General features: G+C 66.4%; 17 protein-coding genes. 5 read left to right on the plus strand and 12 right to left on the minus strand.

Translation table 11 applies throughout. The features are described from left to right. Positions 1-171: 171 nt before the first annotated feature. The 10 genes from fabG to AC1DN9_RS14155 are packed head-to-tail and all read right to left on the minus strand — an operon-like array spanning position 172 to position 9,614. Entirely contained in the window at positions 172-903 is a 732-nt protein-coding gene (fabG, locus tag AC1DN9_RS14110; RefSeq protein ID WP_478101139.1) for a 3-oxoacyl-ACP reductase FabG, read from the minus strand. Continuing rightward, positions 900-1,367 (minus strand): hotdog family protein, encoded by a 468-nt coding sequence (locus AC1DN9_RS14115; RefSeq protein WP_478101141.1) that lies wholly within the window; start codon positions 1,365-1,367, stop codon positions 900-902. Before AC1DN9_RS14115 ends, fabG begins: the two co-directional genes overlap by 4 nt. Next, positions 1,364-2,113: a class I SAM-dependent methyltransferase gene (locus AC1DN9_RS14120; protein WP_478101143.1), complete on the minus strand. Its 750-nt coding sequence runs from the start codon at positions 2,111-2,113 to the stop codon at positions 1,364-1,366. The genes AC1DN9_RS14115 and AC1DN9_RS14120 overlap by 4 nt, the downstream gene beginning before the upstream one ends. Then, entirely contained in the window at positions 2,110-2,937 is an 828-nt protein-coding gene (locus tag AC1DN9_RS14125) for a polysaccharide deacetylase family protein (protein WP_478101145.1), read from the minus strand. The genes AC1DN9_RS14120 and AC1DN9_RS14125 overlap by 4 nt, the downstream gene beginning before the upstream one ends. A 41-nt stretch (positions 2,938-2,978) precedes the next feature. Continuing rightward, positions 2,979-5,369, minus strand: a complete 2,391-nt coding sequence (locus AC1DN9_RS14130) for an MMPL family transporter (RefSeq protein ID WP_478101146.1) — start codon at positions 5,367-5,369, stop codon at positions 2,979-2,981. Next, positions 5,366-5,950 carry a LolA-related protein gene (locus tag AC1DN9_RS14135; RefSeq protein ID WP_478101148.1) on the minus strand — a complete coding sequence of 195 codons (585 nt, stop codon included), beginning with the start codon at positions 5,948-5,950 and terminating at the stop codon, positions 5,366-5,368. The genes AC1DN9_RS14130 and AC1DN9_RS14135 overlap by 4 nt, the downstream gene beginning before the upstream one ends. A gap of 16 nt (positions 5,951-5,966) precedes the next feature. Next, a complete protein-coding gene (locus AC1DN9_RS14140) occupies positions 5,967-6,947 on the minus strand; it encodes an acyl-CoA synthetase (RefSeq protein ID WP_478101150.1) in 981 nt (326 codons plus the stop codon). Next, on the minus strand, positions 6,944-8,647 hold the full coding sequence (locus AC1DN9_RS14145; RefSeq protein WP_478101152.1) for an AMP-binding protein: 1,704 nt from the start codon (positions 8,645-8,647) through the stop codon (positions 6,944-6,946). Before AC1DN9_RS14145 ends, AC1DN9_RS14140 begins: the two co-directional genes overlap by 4 nt. A gap of 13 nt (positions 8,648-8,660) precedes the next feature. After that, positions 8,661-9,299 (minus strand): COG4648 family protein, encoded by a 639-nt coding sequence (locus AC1DN9_RS14150; protein ID WP_478101154.1) that lies wholly within the window; start codon positions 9,297-9,299, stop codon positions 8,661-8,663. A 3-nt stretch (positions 9,300-9,302) separates the two neighbouring features. Next, the gene (locus tag AC1DN9_RS14155; RefSeq protein ID WP_478101156.1) at positions 9,303-9,614 is read right to left on the minus strand and encodes a phosphopantetheine-binding protein; all 312 of its coding nucleotides are present in this window, start codon (positions 9,612-9,614) and stop codon (positions 9,303-9,305) included. 100 nt (positions 9,615-9,714) lie between these two features. Here AC1DN9_RS14155 and AC1DN9_RS14160 point away from each other — a divergent pair, with 100 nt between their 5' ends. Beyond that, positions 9,715-11,232: a helicase HerA-like domain-containing protein gene (locus AC1DN9_RS14160; RefSeq protein WP_478101158.1), complete on the plus strand. Its 1,518-nt coding sequence runs from the start codon at positions 9,715-9,717 to the stop codon at positions 11,230-11,232. 8 nt (positions 11,233-11,240) lie between these two features. Here the strand turns inward: AC1DN9_RS14160 and AC1DN9_RS14165 are convergent, their stop codons facing one another. Next, a complete protein-coding gene (locus tag AC1DN9_RS14165) occupies positions 11,241-11,882 on the minus strand; it encodes a DUF1109 domain-containing protein (protein WP_478101159.1) in 642 nt (213 codons plus the stop codon). Continuing rightward, complete coding sequence (locus AC1DN9_RS14170) at positions 11,879-12,448, minus strand: sigma-70 family RNA polymerase sigma factor (RefSeq protein ID WP_478101161.1); 570 nt, start codon at positions 12,446-12,448, stop codon at positions 11,879-11,881. Before AC1DN9_RS14170 ends, AC1DN9_RS14165 begins: the two co-directional genes overlap by 4 nt. Before the next feature lie 192 nt (positions 12,449-12,640). Here AC1DN9_RS14170 and AC1DN9_RS14175 point away from each other — a divergent pair, with 192 nt between their 5' ends. The 4 genes from AC1DN9_RS14175 (at position 12,641) to AC1DN9_RS14190 (ending at position 17,160) form a co-directional block, all read left to right on the plus strand. Then, positions 12,641-13,945 (plus strand): GTP cyclohydrolase II, encoded by a 1,305-nt coding sequence (locus AC1DN9_RS14175; protein ID WP_478101162.1) that lies wholly within the window; start codon positions 12,641-12,643, stop codon positions 13,943-13,945. Continuing rightward, a complete protein-coding gene (locus AC1DN9_RS14180; protein WP_478101164.1) occupies positions 13,942-15,342 on the plus strand; it encodes a URC4/urg3 family protein in 1,401 nt (466 codons plus the stop codon). Before AC1DN9_RS14175 ends, AC1DN9_RS14180 begins: the two co-directional genes overlap by 4 nt. 42 nt (positions 15,343-15,384) lie before the next feature. Further along, positions 15,385-16,014 (plus strand): uracil phosphoribosyltransferase, encoded by a 630-nt coding sequence (gene upp, locus AC1DN9_RS14185; protein ID WP_478101166.1) that lies wholly within the window; start codon positions 15,385-15,387, stop codon positions 16,012-16,014. 144 nt (positions 16,015-16,158) lie between these two features. After that, the gene (locus AC1DN9_RS14190; protein ID WP_478101168.1) at positions 16,159-17,160 is read left to right on the plus strand and encodes a BMP family protein; all 1,002 of its coding nucleotides are present in this window, start codon (positions 16,159-16,161) and stop codon (positions 17,158-17,160) included. The last annotated feature ends 8 nt before the right edge of the window (positions 17,161-17,168 follow it).

The raw sequence follows: 17,168 nt of genomic DNA on the forward strand, positions 1-17,168 counted from the left end.
CGAAGCGCGCAGCCTCAGGCGGATCAGGGCCGCGTGTGTCTGAGCGCAGCGAGTTTCACGCGGACCCCGCCTGAGGCGAGCACTGCAGGGAAGCCCGAAGGGCCGGCGCAGCGGGGTCGCACAGCCCGCACCGCATACCGGGCGGACCTTCAAGAGAACCCGAAGAACCGCCTAAATCATCCCGCCATTGATCGAGATCACCTGCCCCGTGATGTAAGCAGCGTCATCACTGGCAAGAAACCCCGCCAGCGCCGCCACTTCCTCCGGCTTGCCTGCGCGTTTGGCAGGAACCATCTGATTGATCATCGCCGCGTCGAACACCCCGTCAGCCATCGGCGACGCAATGATCCCCGGCGCAATCGCATTCACCGTCACCCCGCGCGCAGCGACTTCCAGTGACAGCGCCTTGGTCGCACTGTTGAGTGCACCCTTCGCAGCCGCATAGTTGACCTGCCCACGATTGCCGGTCAAAGACGCCACCGACGAGATGTTGAGGATGCGCCCCCATCGCGTGCGCAGCATAGGCAACAACAAGGGCTGCGTCACACGGAAGAATCCGTTGAGCGACACATCGATCACCTTGTGCCACTGCTCGGCCTGCATGCCCGGCAGAACGGCGTCGTCGTGCACACCGGCGTTGTTCACGACGATCTGCACCGGTCCGCTTTCGAGCATGCGCTCGCAGGCGGCGCGTGACGCCTCATCGCTGCGGAGGTCGAACACCACGCACTCGGCGTTGCCACCCCCTGCGGCGATGGCGGCGGCCAACTGCTCGACCGATTCCGGCCGCGAGTTCGCATGCAGCAGAACGGTGGCTCCGTCGCGGGCAAGACGTTGGGCAATGGCCGCGCCGAGCGCGCCGCTGGCGCCGGTGATCAGCGCGCGTTTTCCTGTGAGACTCATGATGTGGCTTCCTTGGCGAGCGGTGTGTTGAGGACGACGACCGCCCGCCCCTCTGCGAGCGATCGGCCGTCGGCGTCCTTCACCGCGAATTCGTAAAGAATCTGGCTCGCATCGCCAGAGATCCGCTGAGCATGCACATGCAACGCGCCGGCGATGTCGTCAATACGCTCGACAGCCAGGCGGACATTGCGCGCACTCGCCAGAAACCCGGCCGAAGGCTCGCTGCCCTCCACCGCGAGCAAACCACCGTGCAAAGCCATCGCCTGGGCGGCGTATTCGATGAGATTCGGCGACAGCAGGCCGCTCGCAGTACGAAGCGGATTGTCGTCACGCGCATGCGTGGTCGTCGTGCAATGGATGGCGTTTGCATCCCATGACTCCAGCAGCTCCAGCAGACACATCGTGCCGCTGTGCGGAATTCGCCGGGCGATACCTGCCTGGTCCAATGTTTGAGGTGCGGTCATTCGACTTCCTTGAGATCGGCCACCAGCAGAACATTGGCAAAGGGCGTGCCCTTGCTCATCGGGATGCTCTGCACGGAAAAACCCAGGCGCTCCAGCAGCGCCATCCAATCCATGAGCGTGCGGCCCCACGTAGGCGACACGCGATGCCCCCGAACACGCGTCACCGTTCGATCGACCCACTGGCTGATCGCGAAGCCGCGACGGCTGGCCGCGTCGCCGACGCGCAACAGCAGTCGGCCACCCGGCTGCAACGCATCGCGCACTCGGCGCAGGACGCCTTCCTGGGCTTCGAGATCAACGTAGTGCAGCACGTCGAGGATGACCACCAGATCGCTCGGCGGCAACTCGGCCTTGCACATGTCGGCGCAGACAAACCGCGGCGCAGGCTGCAGATGCCCCACCGAAGCTTCGGCGCGCGCGACATCCTTCGGCATCAGCTCGATACCGGTGTAGCGGGCATCTTTCGCCGTGGCAGGCCATGACACAGGCCATTCGCCCGGCTGCGCCTGCATCGTGCTCATGGCCGACAGCAGACTCGCAAACAGTCCCTGCCCGCACCCGATGTCGACCACGCGACCGCGCGCTTCACCGATCAGGCCGAACTCGACGAGCCCACGAAAAACCGGATCGCGACCCAGCTTGCCGCGTGCGAAATGCCATGCAAATTTGCCAGCCTTCCTGTACGGCTCGGTCGCGCGCTCGTGCAATCGACGCCACGCGGCGTCCGTCGGGGTCCCCGCGCTCATGCGGACAAACCTTCCGGCAAAGTCACAGCGCGCAATCCCTCAGTGCGGATACGCGCCAGCAGCGGCGGCAGGACCTCCAGCACGACAGCGCGCCCCGCCGCGCTACGAGCGGCATGGCCGTCGTGCAACAGCAGGATGTCGCCCGCCTTCAAATCGTTCGTCAACCTGCCGAGCACCGTCGCCGCATTGCCTTCGCGTGTGTCGAAGCCACGCCGCGTCCAGCTGACCAATGACAGCCCCATGCGATGCAGCACCGGCGCCAGGAATGGATTGCGCAAACCCGCAGGCGCCCGGAAACACGTCGGGCGCTGCCCGATGACCTCTTCCAGGACCTGCTGCGCCTGCGATATCTCCGCAGCAAAGCCGCGAGGCCCGAGCAGCGAAAAATTGTGGCGATGCCGCGCCGTGTGGTTCTGGATGCTGTGGCCGCGCGCAACGATCTCGCGCGCCAATGCCGGATGTTCGAGCACGCGTTCGGCAATGCAGAAGAAGGTCGCGCGCTGTCCATGCGCATCAAGCAAGTCGAGCACCTGCGGCGTCACTTCCGGATCGGGACCGTCGTCGATGGTGATGGCAACTTCCCGCCGATCGACGGCCGCCTGCGGCAGCCGCGTGACATTCGGCCCCAGAAGGCTGCTGCGCGGCGTCAGCCCGGCCGCGGTGATCACGACATGGTTCAGCACGATCGCACCGATCGCCCAGGGCGCCGCGCCGGGAACAAACAAGGCTGCACCGATGGCAAGAAGATGCCAGCCGATGCTGGCGCGAATGATCGGCGGCCAAGGCCAGGATCCGGGGACTGATGCAGGAAGAACTTGCGGCATGAATCTCACGAGCGTAACGCGGGGCTGTGCGGATTTTCCCATCAGCGCTGTGCCGCAGGGCCCGCCACCTTCGGGCGCATGAACGCCGCCGACAACAGCAACGCCAGGAACGCGCCAGGAGCAACCACGCGGCCGATCGACGACAGCGCCGGGATGTTCGAGATCGCGATCAATCCGAACGAAATGACCGTGGTGAGATTGGCCAGCATCAGCGAGGCCAACGTGTCTTCGTCGGCCCGGCCGGTCTCGCGCAACTGGTCGAAGAAGAGCGCGTAGTTCGAGCCCACGGCCACGATCAGCAAGAGCCCGACCAGATGCAGGATGCCCAGCGGCACCTGCAGTGCCGCCATGCCGCCCAGCGTGAGCACCACCGCGACCACCAGCGGTTGGCACACCGCGAGCAGGCGTCGTCCCGAGCGCAGATAGGCGGCCAGCAGGACGACCACCGCCAGCGCACCCAGCATGACCTGCATGAAGGCTTCGTGCAGGTAGCGCTTGTAAAGGCTCGAAAGCTCCTGTCCCACATTGACCACCTGCACGTCGGGCAGCCCGTCAAGCGCGGATGCGAGGCGGCCGGTGTCGAAGCTCGCACCCGGATGCAGGGCGATCAAGGTCGACCATCCGCCGGCCTGCCGCTCGAACATCAGCGCGCCGACGACGGCATCGAGCGGGCCGCCCTTCAAGTCGGTCCGCTGAATGACGGGCTGCTTCCTGGCCACCTGAACATCCGCGATGAAAGGTTCGAGCCGCGACGCCGACAACGGCAGACCGCGCGTGGCCTCGACCAGGCGCGCGCGCAAGGTCTCTGCATCCGGAAGACTTGCGATGCGCGCTTTCTGCGCGGCCTCGCTCGGCAACAGCCGGGTGACGGATTCGAAGCCGGCGAGGTCGCCCTTGTCCACCAGTGCTTCCAGGCGCGCCCCGGCCGCCTCGGCACTGCGCAGCGTGGCCTGGATGTCCGCGCCGTGAACCACGATCAGCGTGCCGCCGTCGCTGGCACCGATGTCGCCGCGCAGCTCGGCATCGAGTTCCTGGGCAGCCTTGGGCACGGGGCTCATCGCGCCGAGATCGGCCCGCCACAGATGCCCGCCCTGCCACACGACCAGCGCCAGCGCGGCCACGCCAAGCCCGACGAACACATAGCGCAGACGCGGCAGGCCGCGCACGAGGATGCCAGCGATCCTGGCCATCTGCCCCCGCATCCCCATGCCAGTCGCGCCGTCCGGCGCGAGCACCGGCAGCACATGGCGCGCGACGAGTGCTGCCGCGATCAGCCCGGCCAGCGAGAACACGCCCAGTTGCGCCAACCCCGGGAACCCGGAGAAGACCAGCGCTGCAAAGCCGCAGACCGACGTCAGGAGCCCCAACCGTACCGTAGGCCAGTGAATGTCGCGCCAACGTTGCCAGCCCATGCCCGGCACAGCGGCGCCGCGCGCCTGGATGAGGTAGTAGATCGCGTAGTCGACGGTCTCGCCGATCAGCGTGCTGCCGAAGCCCATGGTCAAACCATGCACTTCGCCGAACACCAGGCTCACCGTTGCAGTGCCCGCGACCACGCCGGTCGCGACCGGCAGTAACGCCACGACCAGCGCGCGCGGCGAGGCAAAGGCCAGCAGCAGCAAGGCACCCATCACGATGCCGCCGATCAAGGCGAGATGAATCGCTTCGGACTTGATCTGGTCGCGGCTTTGCACCGAAAAGACCGGCGCCCCGGTCATCTGCAGTTGCGGGCCGGCGCCCGCAAGCCCCTGCGTGGCGGCATCGAAGGCGCCTTGCACCTGCTCGATCGCTTTCGCGACGGCATCGAGGTCACTGCCCGCCGCGTGCGTCGTCGCCAGAATCAGCGCACGCGGTGCGGTACGCGACACCCATACGCCCTCCTCGCTGCGCGGCGAACTCGCCGGGATCAGGCTTTCGGCGATGCGCTGCGTCTCGCCGGTCGGGTCACGCTCCAGCAGCGGCTTGAGAGCGTTGCCGGCAGGTGTGCCGAGCATCGACAGCGCGTCGAGGATCGCGTCGCGCAGGCCATCGGCTGTGAATCGCTGCGGCGTCACGTCGGTCGCGATCAGGTAGCGATGATCAAAGATCCAAGTGCCCGACTCCTTCCACTCGCTGGTGTCGCCGTTCTGCACCTGGTCGAAGAGATGGCTGTCGCGCATCGCCGAAGCCACGGCGCGCGAAACGACGGCGCGTTGCGCGGCGTCCTTCCCGCCTTCGATGCCGATGAAGATCGTGCGTGACGCGATACCGCTCTGCAATTGCTCGATCAGCACCCGCTGCCGGGCATCGGGGTTCGCCGGAAGAAAGGCCGAGAGGTCCGCGCTGAAATGCGTACGCGCGATCAACACGGCACCGGCCAGCATCAGCGCCAGCCAGATCGACAACACCAGCGCGCCACGGCGCTGGCCGGATGCTGCGATGGTTCGCGTCACGGGGCCGACCGCGCCGGCGTCCGGGCGGGACCGCCTGCGCCGCGTTCGGGCGTGATGTTCATCACCGAGCGATCGCCGCCGATGAACTCCATTTCGATGCCGAGCACTTCGCCGTCGCGGCCGGTCAGGCGCATGGAGCGCACCTGAGCGGCCAGCCGCTCGTCGATCGGCTTCAGTTCCAGCGCCCAGTTGTTGGTTGAGCCGGTCAGCGTGCTGCGGAAATAACGCTCCAGATTCTGCGAATTCCCGGTCAGAGTGCCCCGCATGGCTTCGACCATGCCGAGAAGCTCCGGCATGCTGTCGAGCGTCACCGTGCGGGTGCGACCGCCGCGCGACAAGGTCAGCGTGTTGCCTTCCACCGACATCGATTCGGGTCGCGGTGTGAGGGTGCGGCGCACCAGCCGGTCCGGCGCGGTGAAGCTCAGCTCGCCGCTCGCATTCAGCGGGCCGTCGAGGCCGCGCACGAAACGCTGCTCGGTGAAGGTCGCGTCGCCGCTCTTCTGCCGCGCCAGAAGGCCCATCAGTTCGGGCAGATCGAAGGCCCAGGCCGGCGAAGTCGACAGCGCGAGCGCCGCCAGCACCGTCCTGCACCAGCGGTCAAACCGAATCTTCGAGCCAGAAATCATGAAAATTGAACCAGTTGTGCGGATACGCGTGGCACAGCGCTTCGAGTCGCGCGACATAGCTTTCGAGGGCGGCCCGAATGCGCCGTTCCCGCTCTGCCGGGTCGCTCACGCGTTCGCTGAAATCGGCCAGCGGCTCGAACAGCACATCGTAGCGGGCGCCACCCACATACAGGCCCGCCATGAAAAACACCTTGCGTCGCAGCAGGGCCGCGAGACGGAATGGCCCGTCGTTGAAAAGCGCCGGATGGCCCAGGAAGAGAATCTCGATGCTGCTGCCGCGCTGCTGCCCCGCTTCCTCCGGACCGGCCAGCGTGCGGTCCGCCAGCAGGCCCGCCAGACCACCCGAATCGAGCCAATCCCGCAATTCGAGCATGGCATGCGGCCGGCCGAGGCCGATGATGTGCGGTCGCAGTTCGGGCAGGCTGATCGCCTCGAGCACGGCGTTGATCTGCTGCGCGTTCTCCTGGTACATGAGCATCGCGAGCCGAAGGCCGGCCGGCGCGCCGCTGTGCTGCCTGGTCGCGCCCAGCGCCTCGAAGCTGCCGACGTGCGCACCGAGCATGAAGGCGCCTCGGCCCGCATACACCTCGGCGTCGACCGGCTCCTGACCCAGCACCCGGATGTCGAAGAGATCCATCCGCCCGCGCAGGAAGTAGAGGCGATCGAGCACCGTCGAAGCGAATGCATGCAAAAGTCGGTAGCCATCGCGCCACCCCGCATGCGGTCCTATGGCGCGAAACAGATAGCGCTTGATGTGACGGCGCGGCGTCGGCGAGAAGAGCAGGAAATAGAGTGCGATCGGGTGCAGGATGAGCCGCGTCACCCTGCGACCGCACTTGATGGCGATCCAGCAGATGACACGCAGCGCGAGCATGTTGCTGCGCTCCGGCGCGCGCAACCACTCGGCCTGGCGCGATTTCGCGTCGCCGCTCTCTGGCGGCGAACCGCTCATGACGTGGCGCCGACGCCGGGAGTCCAGCGCCCGCTTGCGGCGACGACGTTTCCGCAGCGCACTTCGAAACGCAGCCCGCGCGCGGCGCCGGTTTCGGGGGTGAGATCGATCAGGAGCGTGCTGCCCGGACGCACCGGCGCGAGGAACTTGGCCGCTGCGAGCGTCGGCTGCCGGCCAAGACGTGCCGCCAGCGCAGGTACGCCATGAATGGCCTCCAGGACTTCCGACACGAGGAGCGCCCCGGGCAGGAGCGGCTGGCCGGGAAAGTGGCCGGCGAACGCCGGATGATCCTCGGGCACTTCACGCGTCAACTGGACCGGCGTGTTGTCGGAGGCCAGATGCGCCAGCGCGAACTCGCGCAGCGATCGCGCAGTGAGCTTGCCGGTTCCCTCGCGCGGAAACGCGGCCACGTGCACCACGCGCCGCGGCACGAACACCGCTTCGACGCGCTCCCGCAGCGCCGCGATGATGGCGTGCGCATCGAGCGTCGGCGCCACGACGAAGGCAACAGGCCGCACCACGCCGTCGGCCACATCGTCAGGCAGCCAGAAGGCGCCGTCCTCGATGCCGGGAATGCTGTTGAGGTGGTGATTGAGATAGCCCAGCGAACTGCGCCGTCCCGCGACGTGGATCAGGTCGTTGGCACGGCCCAGCAGACGGAAGCTGCGCGCGTCGACCAGTTCCAGGATGTCGGCCATCGGCGTCGGCTCGGCAATGTAGTCGCCCGAGAAGATGAAGCGCTCGCCGTCGTCTTCGTCGTGTTCGACGTGCACGCGAACGTCGCCGAAGGTCTCCCAGACTTCCCCTTGCGTCGGTCGTCGCGTCGCGACCTGGCCGGATTCGGTGCTGCCGTAGATCTCGATCAGCGCGCCGCCCATCGCCTGCTCCGCCTGTGCGGCAAGCTGCGGCGAAAGCGGTGCGGTCGCCGACAGGATCAGGTCGACCTGCGGCAGGTCGATGCCGGAGAGCAGCAGCGTCTTCAAATGAAACGGCGTGGTCACCAACGCGCGCGGCTGCGGAACCGACGCCAGCGCCTCCGCCACGTCGGCCGGGAAGAACGGCCGGCCGCTGTCGAAGGAAGCTCCGCCCAGCAGGGCCAGCAGGACGGATGATTCCAGTCCGTAGCTGTGTTGCACCGGCACCGTCGCAACCAGTGTCAGCCCGGACAACGAGGGGCGGCCCAGCAGGCCGGACAGACGCTTCACCGCCGCCTCCACGCAGGCCACCAGCGCGCCCCAGCTCTTGGCGTGAGGCTTGGGAGCGCCTGTCGAACCGGAGGTCAGCAGGCTCACGGCGTGCATGCGCCGATCGAAAGCGGGCACGGCCGTATCGGACAAATCTGCCGCGACGCGACGGTGCTCGAACAGGACACGCGGCAACCCGGGCGTCTCGACCGCCATGCTGTCGACGACAGCGAACGCGGGGTCTCCCACCTCGTGCAGCCGCGCCAGGGTATCGGCGCGCGCATCGGGCGGCAGGAAGCTGGTCTCGCCACGGACCAGGGCGGCGGCAAGGCTCACCGCAAAGGCGTAGCGATCGACGCAAAGATTGACGACCGGACCGCCGTCACGCAGTTCGGGGGCGAAGCGTGCGACGTCGGCGAGAAACTCGCGCGCGCTCACGGGTACGCCGGCGCGCCAGGCGACGGGCCGGTCGAGATCGCGATCTGCAATCAGCGGCAGGAAGGAAGAAAAACTCACCGTCGGGTCCGGTTTATCGCCGGGCGGTGCTCTTGACCGGGGCGCTGTAGAAGGCACGTACCGCGTCGACCAGACGGGTGCGTTCGAATTCAGGATGCAGCCGATAGCGCAACAGATACTCGCCGAGGAATAGCGCCCCGACCAGCAACGGCGTCATGAGATTGGCCAACACGGACCATGCGGCGAACGAGAAACTCGCATACACCACGATCGAGGCCACGACCATCGCCGCGAAATAAAGCGTCCAGACCAGCGTGACCTGAGCCGTGTACTTGACCATGGCCGGCGAAAGAGGATGCACACGTTCGGCGAATTGGCCGATGAGCGAAAGCCGGCCGCCGCGAAGCGAACCGCCGAACCATCCGCACAGCAAGGCGTTGATGCCCACGTGCTGGAGGACATAGAGCCGGTTCGTGTCACCCGCCTCACCGAGCATGACGAGTGCGAACAGCGCCACGCCGATCAGGCTTGCCACTGCGAGCCCAGCCTTGCCGAAGCGGCTGCCAGCGAGACCCAGCGCCGTCAGCCATAGGGGCCCCAGCAGCACCGCGATCGCCCACGGCTCCGCCGCGTGGTAGAGCATCATCCAGTGGGAAACGCAGGCATAGGTCACCCCCGCGAGCAGCAGGAGCGCCATGCGCCATCGGGACATGGATCAGGAAGCGCCGCGATTCTGCGCGACGTGCGTGGCCAGGCTGCGCAGCGATTCGAAGATCTGCTGATTGCGCTCGTCGTCCGAACGCAGCTGGAAGCCATACTTGCGGGACACCTCGAGCGCTACTTCAAGGATGTCGATCGAATCGAGCCCCAAACCCTCCCCATAGAGCGGCGCCGTCGGCACGATGCCGGAAGGCGCGACTTCCAGATTGAGCGATTCGACCAGGAGGACGGCCAATTCATTCTCGAGAGGTGACTGTTCGGAAGCGTCGCCAGCGGCGGGAATGGGGGATTGGGCAGTCGAAGGCAAGTCAAAACTCCGGATACTGAAGGGAACTATCACACGGGCCGGAGATTATAGGAGTCCGGCTTCGCTAGACTTGTCACCTGCCAACGACCGGAATTCACCCATGGCCGACCCTCTCTTGATCGCCCGCCACGACACCATCGAATGCAGCCTGCTGCCGGGCCTCATCAACCGCCACGGCCTGATCACAGGTGCGACCGGCACCGGCAAGACCGTCACCCTTCAAACCATCGCCGAGAAGCTCTCCGGCATCGGCGTGCCGGTGTTCATGGCCGACGTCAAGGGCGACCTGACCGGCGTCAGCCAGAAAGGCTCCATCGGCGACAAGATGGCCGCTTCCCTCAAAGAGCGCGGCATCGACGCACCGGCTCCCCTCGCCTGCCCCGTGACCCTCTGGGATGTCTTCGGCGAACAGGGCCATCCCGTGCGCGCCACGGTGTCCGACATGGGGCCGCTGCTGCTGGGCCGCATGCTCGACCTCAACGACACCCAGGCCGGCGTGCTGAACCTGGTGTTCAAGATCGCGGACGACAACGGACTCCTGCTGCTCGACCTCAAGGACCTGCGCGCGATGCTGCAGTACGTCGGCGAGAACGCCAGCCAGTTCACCACGCAGTACGGCAACATCAGCGCGGCCAGCGTCGGCGCGATCCAGCGCGGCCTGCTGCAGATCGAAAGCCAGGGCGGGGACAAGTTCTTCGGCGAGCCGATGCTCAACATCGCCGACTTCATGCAGACCGAAGGCGGCAAGGGCGTGGTCAACGTCCTCGCGGCCGACAAGCTGATGAACTCGCCGCGCCTCTACGCGACCTTCCTGCTGTGGCTGCTGTCGGAACTGTTCGAGCATCTTCCCGAAATCGGCGACCCCGACCAGCCCAAGCTGGTGTTCTTCTTCGACGAGGCCCACCTGCTCTTCAACGAAGCGCCCAAGGCGCTCGTCGAGCGCATCGAGCTTGTCGTGCGACTGGTGCGATCCAAGGGCGTGGGCGTGTTCTTCGTGACGCAGAACCCGCTCGACATCCCTGACTCCGTGCTGGCCCAGTTGGGCAACAGGGTGCAACATGCGTTGCGGGCCTTCACGCCGCGCGACCAGAAGGCGGTCAAGGCCACGGCGACCACCATGCGGCAGAAGCCGGGCCTGGACATCGAGAAGGCCATCACCGAACTGGCCGTCGGCGAAGCGTTGGTGAGCTTTCTCGACGACAAGGGCCGGCCGTCCATCACCGAGCGCGTGTATGTGCTGCCGCCCGGCAGCCAGATCGGACCGATCACGACGGACCAGCGGAAGGCGCTGATCGCCAATTCGCTGGTGGCGGGCGTGTACGAAAAGGCGGTGGACCGGGAATCGGCCTACGAAAAGCTCAAGGGACGATCCGAGTCGGCGCCCGACGCGCCCACCATTGCCGGCAAACCCGGCGCGGCAGGTCCGCAGGCATCGGGCGGCGTGATGGGCAGCCTCAACGAGATCCTGTTCGGCACAACAGGGCCGCGCGGCGGCAAGCACGACGGACTGGCGCAGACCATGGCCAAGTCGGCTGTGCGGACGATGGGAACGACCATGGGCCGGGAAATTCTGCGGGGCGTGCTGGGCGGAATCTTCGGTTCAAAAACCAAGCGCTAGGGACCCGTTCACCACCGGAGCAGTTTGGGCCCCAGCAACGCTCCGGCAATCGCCGGCACCGCGATCCCGATCACATACCAGACCGCCAGGAACGGCGCCGCCAGCTCCTGGCAATGCAAGGCATAGACGGCCGCGCCAGCCGCGCCCGCCATGGCGCCTGCGGCAGCGCCCGTCAACGCAGGCCTCGTCGGCGCAAGGCCCTTCAGCGCCACGAGCATTGCCGCGAAGACCGGCACTGAAATGAAAGCGATATTCATCGTGCAGGTTCGCCAGGTCTGCCCCATGACCAGTGCCGGCCGCTGCTCGGCGGGTGCCGAAGCGAGCATCATCAGCGCCATCGACCAGATGACCAGCACAGGCAACACCAGCCCCAGCCACGCGAGGTGCACATGCGCACCCGGGCGCGCCAGCCGCTGCACGATCACAAAGCCGGCGACCACCATGCAGACGGGAAACGCCAGCCGCACCCAGAACATCGGCAGCGACATCACTTGCACCAAGTCGCGCCGCACCCCGTACACCAGCAGCATGCAGGCAAAGGACAACGGCAGCCCGATCAACAGCGCCGCCGAGAGCCGGAGCGACGTCGCGCGCTGCGGCACCGGCGCGGTCCCGGTGGCGAGCATGGCGATGAGGTCGTCGGTTTTCACATCGTCTCCTTGATCTTGAGCGCCAGCGCCTTCAGGCCGCGATGGATGCCCACCTTGACGGCGGATTCGGACATGCCGGTCAGCTTTGCCGTCTCCGCGACCGAAAGGCCCTCCAGCTTGACGTGCACGATGGGCAGCCGGTGCCGGTCAGGCAGCGTGTCGAGCAAACCCGCGATGTCGCGGCGCGCATCGCTCGCCTCGGTGGCCGACTCGGCGAACACGGCCAGGTCGTCGTCCAGCGGTTCATGCAGCGCCTCGCGACCGGCCTTGGCGCGCAGCAGATCGATCATCTTGTAGCGCGCGATGGCATGCACCCAGGCCGTCAGCGGCTGGTCGCTCTGATAAGTGTGGCGCTGGTTGTGCATGGCGAGAAGGCATTCCTGGACGAGGTCTTCCACTTCATCGGGCCAGCCGAACAGGCGCCGGCCCAGGAACGCGCGCAGGTGCAAGCTGAGTTTCTGCAGGAACGCGCGATAGGCCGCGGCGTCCCCGCCGAGCCCACGCATGAAGAGTCCATGCAGTTCGAGCTCGGCCTCGCTCTTCGCCGACGGGCCCTCTTTGGTCATTCGTGCTTTCGGTTCAGCCGGTTACAGGCATCGCAAAAAAGAATTCCGGCGGATTGTGCCGCCAGCTTCAACTTGGGGGGCGCATCAAGAACGACTGCGCAGCAGGCCCGTCGGGAGTTACGGCGAATGGCGTATGCCCCTGCTTGCCAGTTCTGAAAGCCCTCGATACATTGTGTTTTTTGAGGGCCTGCAATGTCTGTCGACACCGTTCCGACTCCGTCTTCCCTGCCTGTCTCCCCCGCTTCTTCCGAGCCCTCCTCTGCGCGCAAGCACATCCGGCTGACCTCCCACGCCGGCTTGTTTGGCGCGCTGCCGATCCACTGGGGTGCAGCCACCGCCATCGAGCGTGGCCCCGTCGTCGGCACCACCACCAAGCGCGCGCATCGCAACGTCATCGGCACGCACAGCGGCTCCTACAGCGTCTATCGCGCGCTCGCCGTGGCCGCAGGCGCGCTGTCGCCGCACCACAAGGCCGATCTGACGAACACCGCGCCGACCGACGTGATCGGCCCCTATCCACAGTGGAGCGAACCCGGACGGATCGTGTCGCTCGACCCCTGGGGCGCGGTGGTCGCCGACGCCTTCGCCACCGAACTCGCGGCGGGCTACGACATCCGCCCGACGATCGCGGTCACCAAGGCGCACGTGATCCTGCCGGAGGTGATCGAGGCCCTGCAGAAAGGCCGCCTCAAGGCCGACGGCAAGTTCCTCACGGCGGGCGGCGCGGCAATGGTCACCAAGGCCGCGATCGAACCGGTGTGGTACCTGCCCGGCGTCGCGAAGCGCTTCGGCTGCTCCGAAACGGATCTGCGCCGCGTGCTCTTCGAGGAGACGGGCGGCATGTACCCCGAACTCGTCACGCGCTCCGACCTCGAAGTCTTCCTGCCGCCCATCGGCGGGCAGACGCTCTACATCTTCGGCAACGCACGCGACCTCGCGAATCCGGAGGTCGAATTGACCGCGCGCATTCACGACGAGTGCAACGGCTCGGACGTCTTCGGCTCCGACATCTGCACCTGCCGGCCCTACCTCACGCATGCGATCGAGGAATGCATCCAGGGCGCGCAACGGGGCGGCGTCGGGCTGATCGCCTACTCGCGCAAGGAAGGCCGGGCGCTCGGCGAGGTGACCAAGTTCCTGGTCTACAACGCCCGCAAGCGCCAGGTCGGTGGCGATACCGCCGACCAGTATTTCGCGCGCACCGAATGCGTGGCCGGCGTGCAGGACATGCGCTTCCAGGAACTGATGCCGGACGTCTTCCACTGGCTCGGCATCCGCAAGATCCATCGCCTCGTGTCGATGAGCAACATGAAGTTCGACGCCATCACCGGCTCGGGCATCGAGATCGGCACGCGCGTGAACATCCCCGACGAACTGATCCCGGCCGACGCACGCGTGGAGATGGACGCCAAGATGGCAGCCGGCTACTTCACGCCCGGCGCGGTGCCCGACGCCGAGGAACTCAAGAAGGCCAAGGGCCGCGGGTTGGACCAATGAGCAGAGACAACTACGGACTGGACCCTGAACGGCCGACGGCGAATCCGGCCGTGCGGAGCGCCGATGCCGAGGGGCATGTCGACCCGGCCGCCGAATTCGTGGACGACACGACCCACCCCGCCGGCGCGGCCGCTCACCTGCGGACGACGCGGGAGGTGCGCAGCCGTGCGGCGGCGCTGCTCGCCAGGGCGCGCGCTGGCGACTCGCCCTGGTTCCTGATCGGCAACGACAACGTGCTCGAAGACACCGCGCGCACGGTCGCGGAAGTCACGCGCGACCGCTACCCGTGGAGTCCCATTCCGTACCACAGCCGCTGGCGCCACTTCGAGGCCGGCGGCGTCAACCGCATCAAGACGCTGGACGAACTGCTCGGCAATGCCAATGCCAGCCAGCGCGCGCGTGCGCACATCGATCTCGTCCTGGTGAGCGTGCTGCTCGACGCCGGGGCCGGACCCGACTGGCACTACATCGAGCCCGCCACCGGCCAGCGCTTCTCGCGCTCCGAAGGCCTGGGCATCGCCAGCTTCCATGCGTTCACGAGCGGCCTTTTCTCGTCCGACCCCGACCAGCCTCTGCAGGCCGACGCCGCCGGATTGCGCGCGCTGGTCACCGACCGGCTGGGTGACGCCTTCCAAGTCAATGCGGTCAATCCGCTGGTCGGCCTCGCGGGGCGCGCCACGCTCTTGCGCCGCCTCGGCGAGGCGATGAGCGAGCAGCCCGAGGTGTTCGGCGACGATGGCCGGCCCGGCGGATTGTTCGACGCGCTGGTCGGCCCCTACGGCCCGGCCGCGCCGCCCACGGCCGAAATCACCGCGCACGAGATCCTGTCGCTGCTGCTGGACTCACTGTCGAGCATCTGGCCGTCATCGAACGCGATCGACAGCATCGCGGCCGACGCCAGCGACGTCATCGGCACCGGCGATCCCAGGTTCGCGCTGGGCGACTGCTGGCGCCACAGCGCGGTGCAAGGGCCGGGTCTGACCAATGGCTGGATGCCATTCCACAAGCTCTCGCAATGGCTGACCTACTCCCTGCTCGAACCTTTCGAGTGGGCGGGCGTCAAGGTGCGCCATATCGAAGCGCTGACCGCGCTGCCCGAATACCGCAACGGCGGCCTCTTGATCGACAGCGGAATGATCGTGCCCCGCGATCCGGCCTTTCTCCAGCGCGAATGGAAGGTCGGCGACGAGTTCATCGTCGAATGGCGTGCCCTGACCGTCGCCCTGCTCGACGAACTTGCGCCGCGCGTGTGCAAGGTGCTTGGCCGCAGCGAGGAAGACATGCCGCTCGCCCGCGTCCTCGAAGGCGGCACCTGGGCCGCGGGCCGCGTATTGGCACAACGCCTGCGTCACGGTGCACCGCCCCTTCGTATCGAAAGCGACGGCACCGTCTTCTAGACTTCGGTTCTTCTCGGTTCTTCTCTTCTACCAACAACGCCAATGAGCAACGTCCACCTCGTCGACCATCCCCTCGTCCAGCACAAGCTCACGCTGATGCGCCGCAAGGAGGCCAGCACCAACAGCTTCCGGCGGCTTCTCAACGAGATCAGCATGCTGATGGCCTACGAAGTCACGCGCGACATGCCGATGCAGGACATCGAGGTCGAGACGCCGCTGGAAACCATGAATGCCAAGGTCATCGACGGCAAGAAGGTCGTGCTGGTGTCGATCCTGCGCGCGGGCACCGGCATCCTGGACGGCATGCTGAGCGTCATTCCGGGCGCGCGCGTGGGCCACATCGGCCTGTATCGCGACCCCAAGACGCTGACCGCGGTCGAGTACTACTTCAAGATGCCCGGCGAGATGGAAGAGCGCGACGCGATCGTGGTCGACCCGATGCTGGCGACCGGCAATTCGGCCGTCGCGGCGGTGGAACGGCTGAAGGAGCTCAACCCCAAGTCCATCAAGTTCGTCTGCCTGCTGACCTGCCCCGAAGGCGTCAAGACGATGCAGGACGCGCACCCGGATGTGCCGATCTACACCGCGGCGATCGATCGCGAGCTCAACAGCCATGGCTACATCCTGCCGGGCCTTGGCGACGCGGGCGATCGCATCTTCGGAACGAAGTGACGCTCGCCCCCAGGTTGGCCGCACTTCGTGTCGGCCGCCCACCCCCTGACGGGGGCAACACCAGCGGCCCGGCTGAGCCGGTTCCGCGGTGTTTCGCGAATTGGGTTGTTGTTGGGTTGAGAATATTTAACTGAGGAGAAGGCTTTGAAATCACGTCGTCAGTGGGTTGTTCGTTCGGTCGCGCTTGCCGCTGCCTTGGCGGCGGGGGCGCCTGGACTTGCGCTTGCACAGGGCAAGCTGAAGGTGGCCGCGGTTTACACCGTGCCTTTCGAGCAGCAATGGGTGGGGCGCATCCACAAGGCGCTGAAGGCCGCCGAGGCCCGGGGCGAAATCGAATACACGGCGACGGAGAACGTCGCCAATGCCGACTACGAACGCGTGATGCGGGAGTACGCGACGGCGGGAAATCAGCTGATCCTGGGCGAGGTGTTCGGCGTGGAGGCGGCGGCGCGCAAGGTGGCGAAGGACTTTCCGAAGACGGCCTTCCTGATGGGGTCGTCGCTCAAGCCGCAGGCGCCGAATTTCTCGGTGTTCGACAACTACATCCAGGAACCGGCCTACCTCTCCGGCATGGTCGCGGGGGGCATGACCAAGACGAACAAGATCGGCATGGTCGGGGGCTTTCCGATTCCCGAGGTCAATCGGCTGATGAACGCCTTCATGGCCGGGGCCAAGGAAGTGAATCCGAAGGTGGACTTCAGCGTGAGCTTCATCAACAGCTGGTTCGACCCGCCCAAGGCCAAGGAGGCCGCCTTCGCCATGATCGACAAGGGCGCGGACGTGCTGTATGCCGAGCGCTTCGGCGTCAGCGATGCGGCCAAGGAAAAAGGCAAGCTCGCGATCGGCAACGTGATCAACACACAGGACAAGTACCCCGACACGGTGGTCGCTTCGGCGCTGTGGAATTTCGAGCCTTCGGCCGATCGCGCGATCAAGCTGGTGAAGGAAGGCAAGTTCACCGCCGAGGACTATGGCCAGTATTCGATGATGAAGTACAAGGGCTCGGAACTGGCGCCGCTCGGCACCTTCGATACCAAGGTGCCGGCCGATATCGTCGCGAAGGTCAAGGCGAAGCAGTCCGACATCCTGGCCGGCAAGGTCACGGTCAAGGTGGACGACAGTCAGCCCAAGTCGACCGCGAAGTGAGACCCGCC

Source organism: Variovorax sp. 05L425 (genome assembly GCF_056397705.1).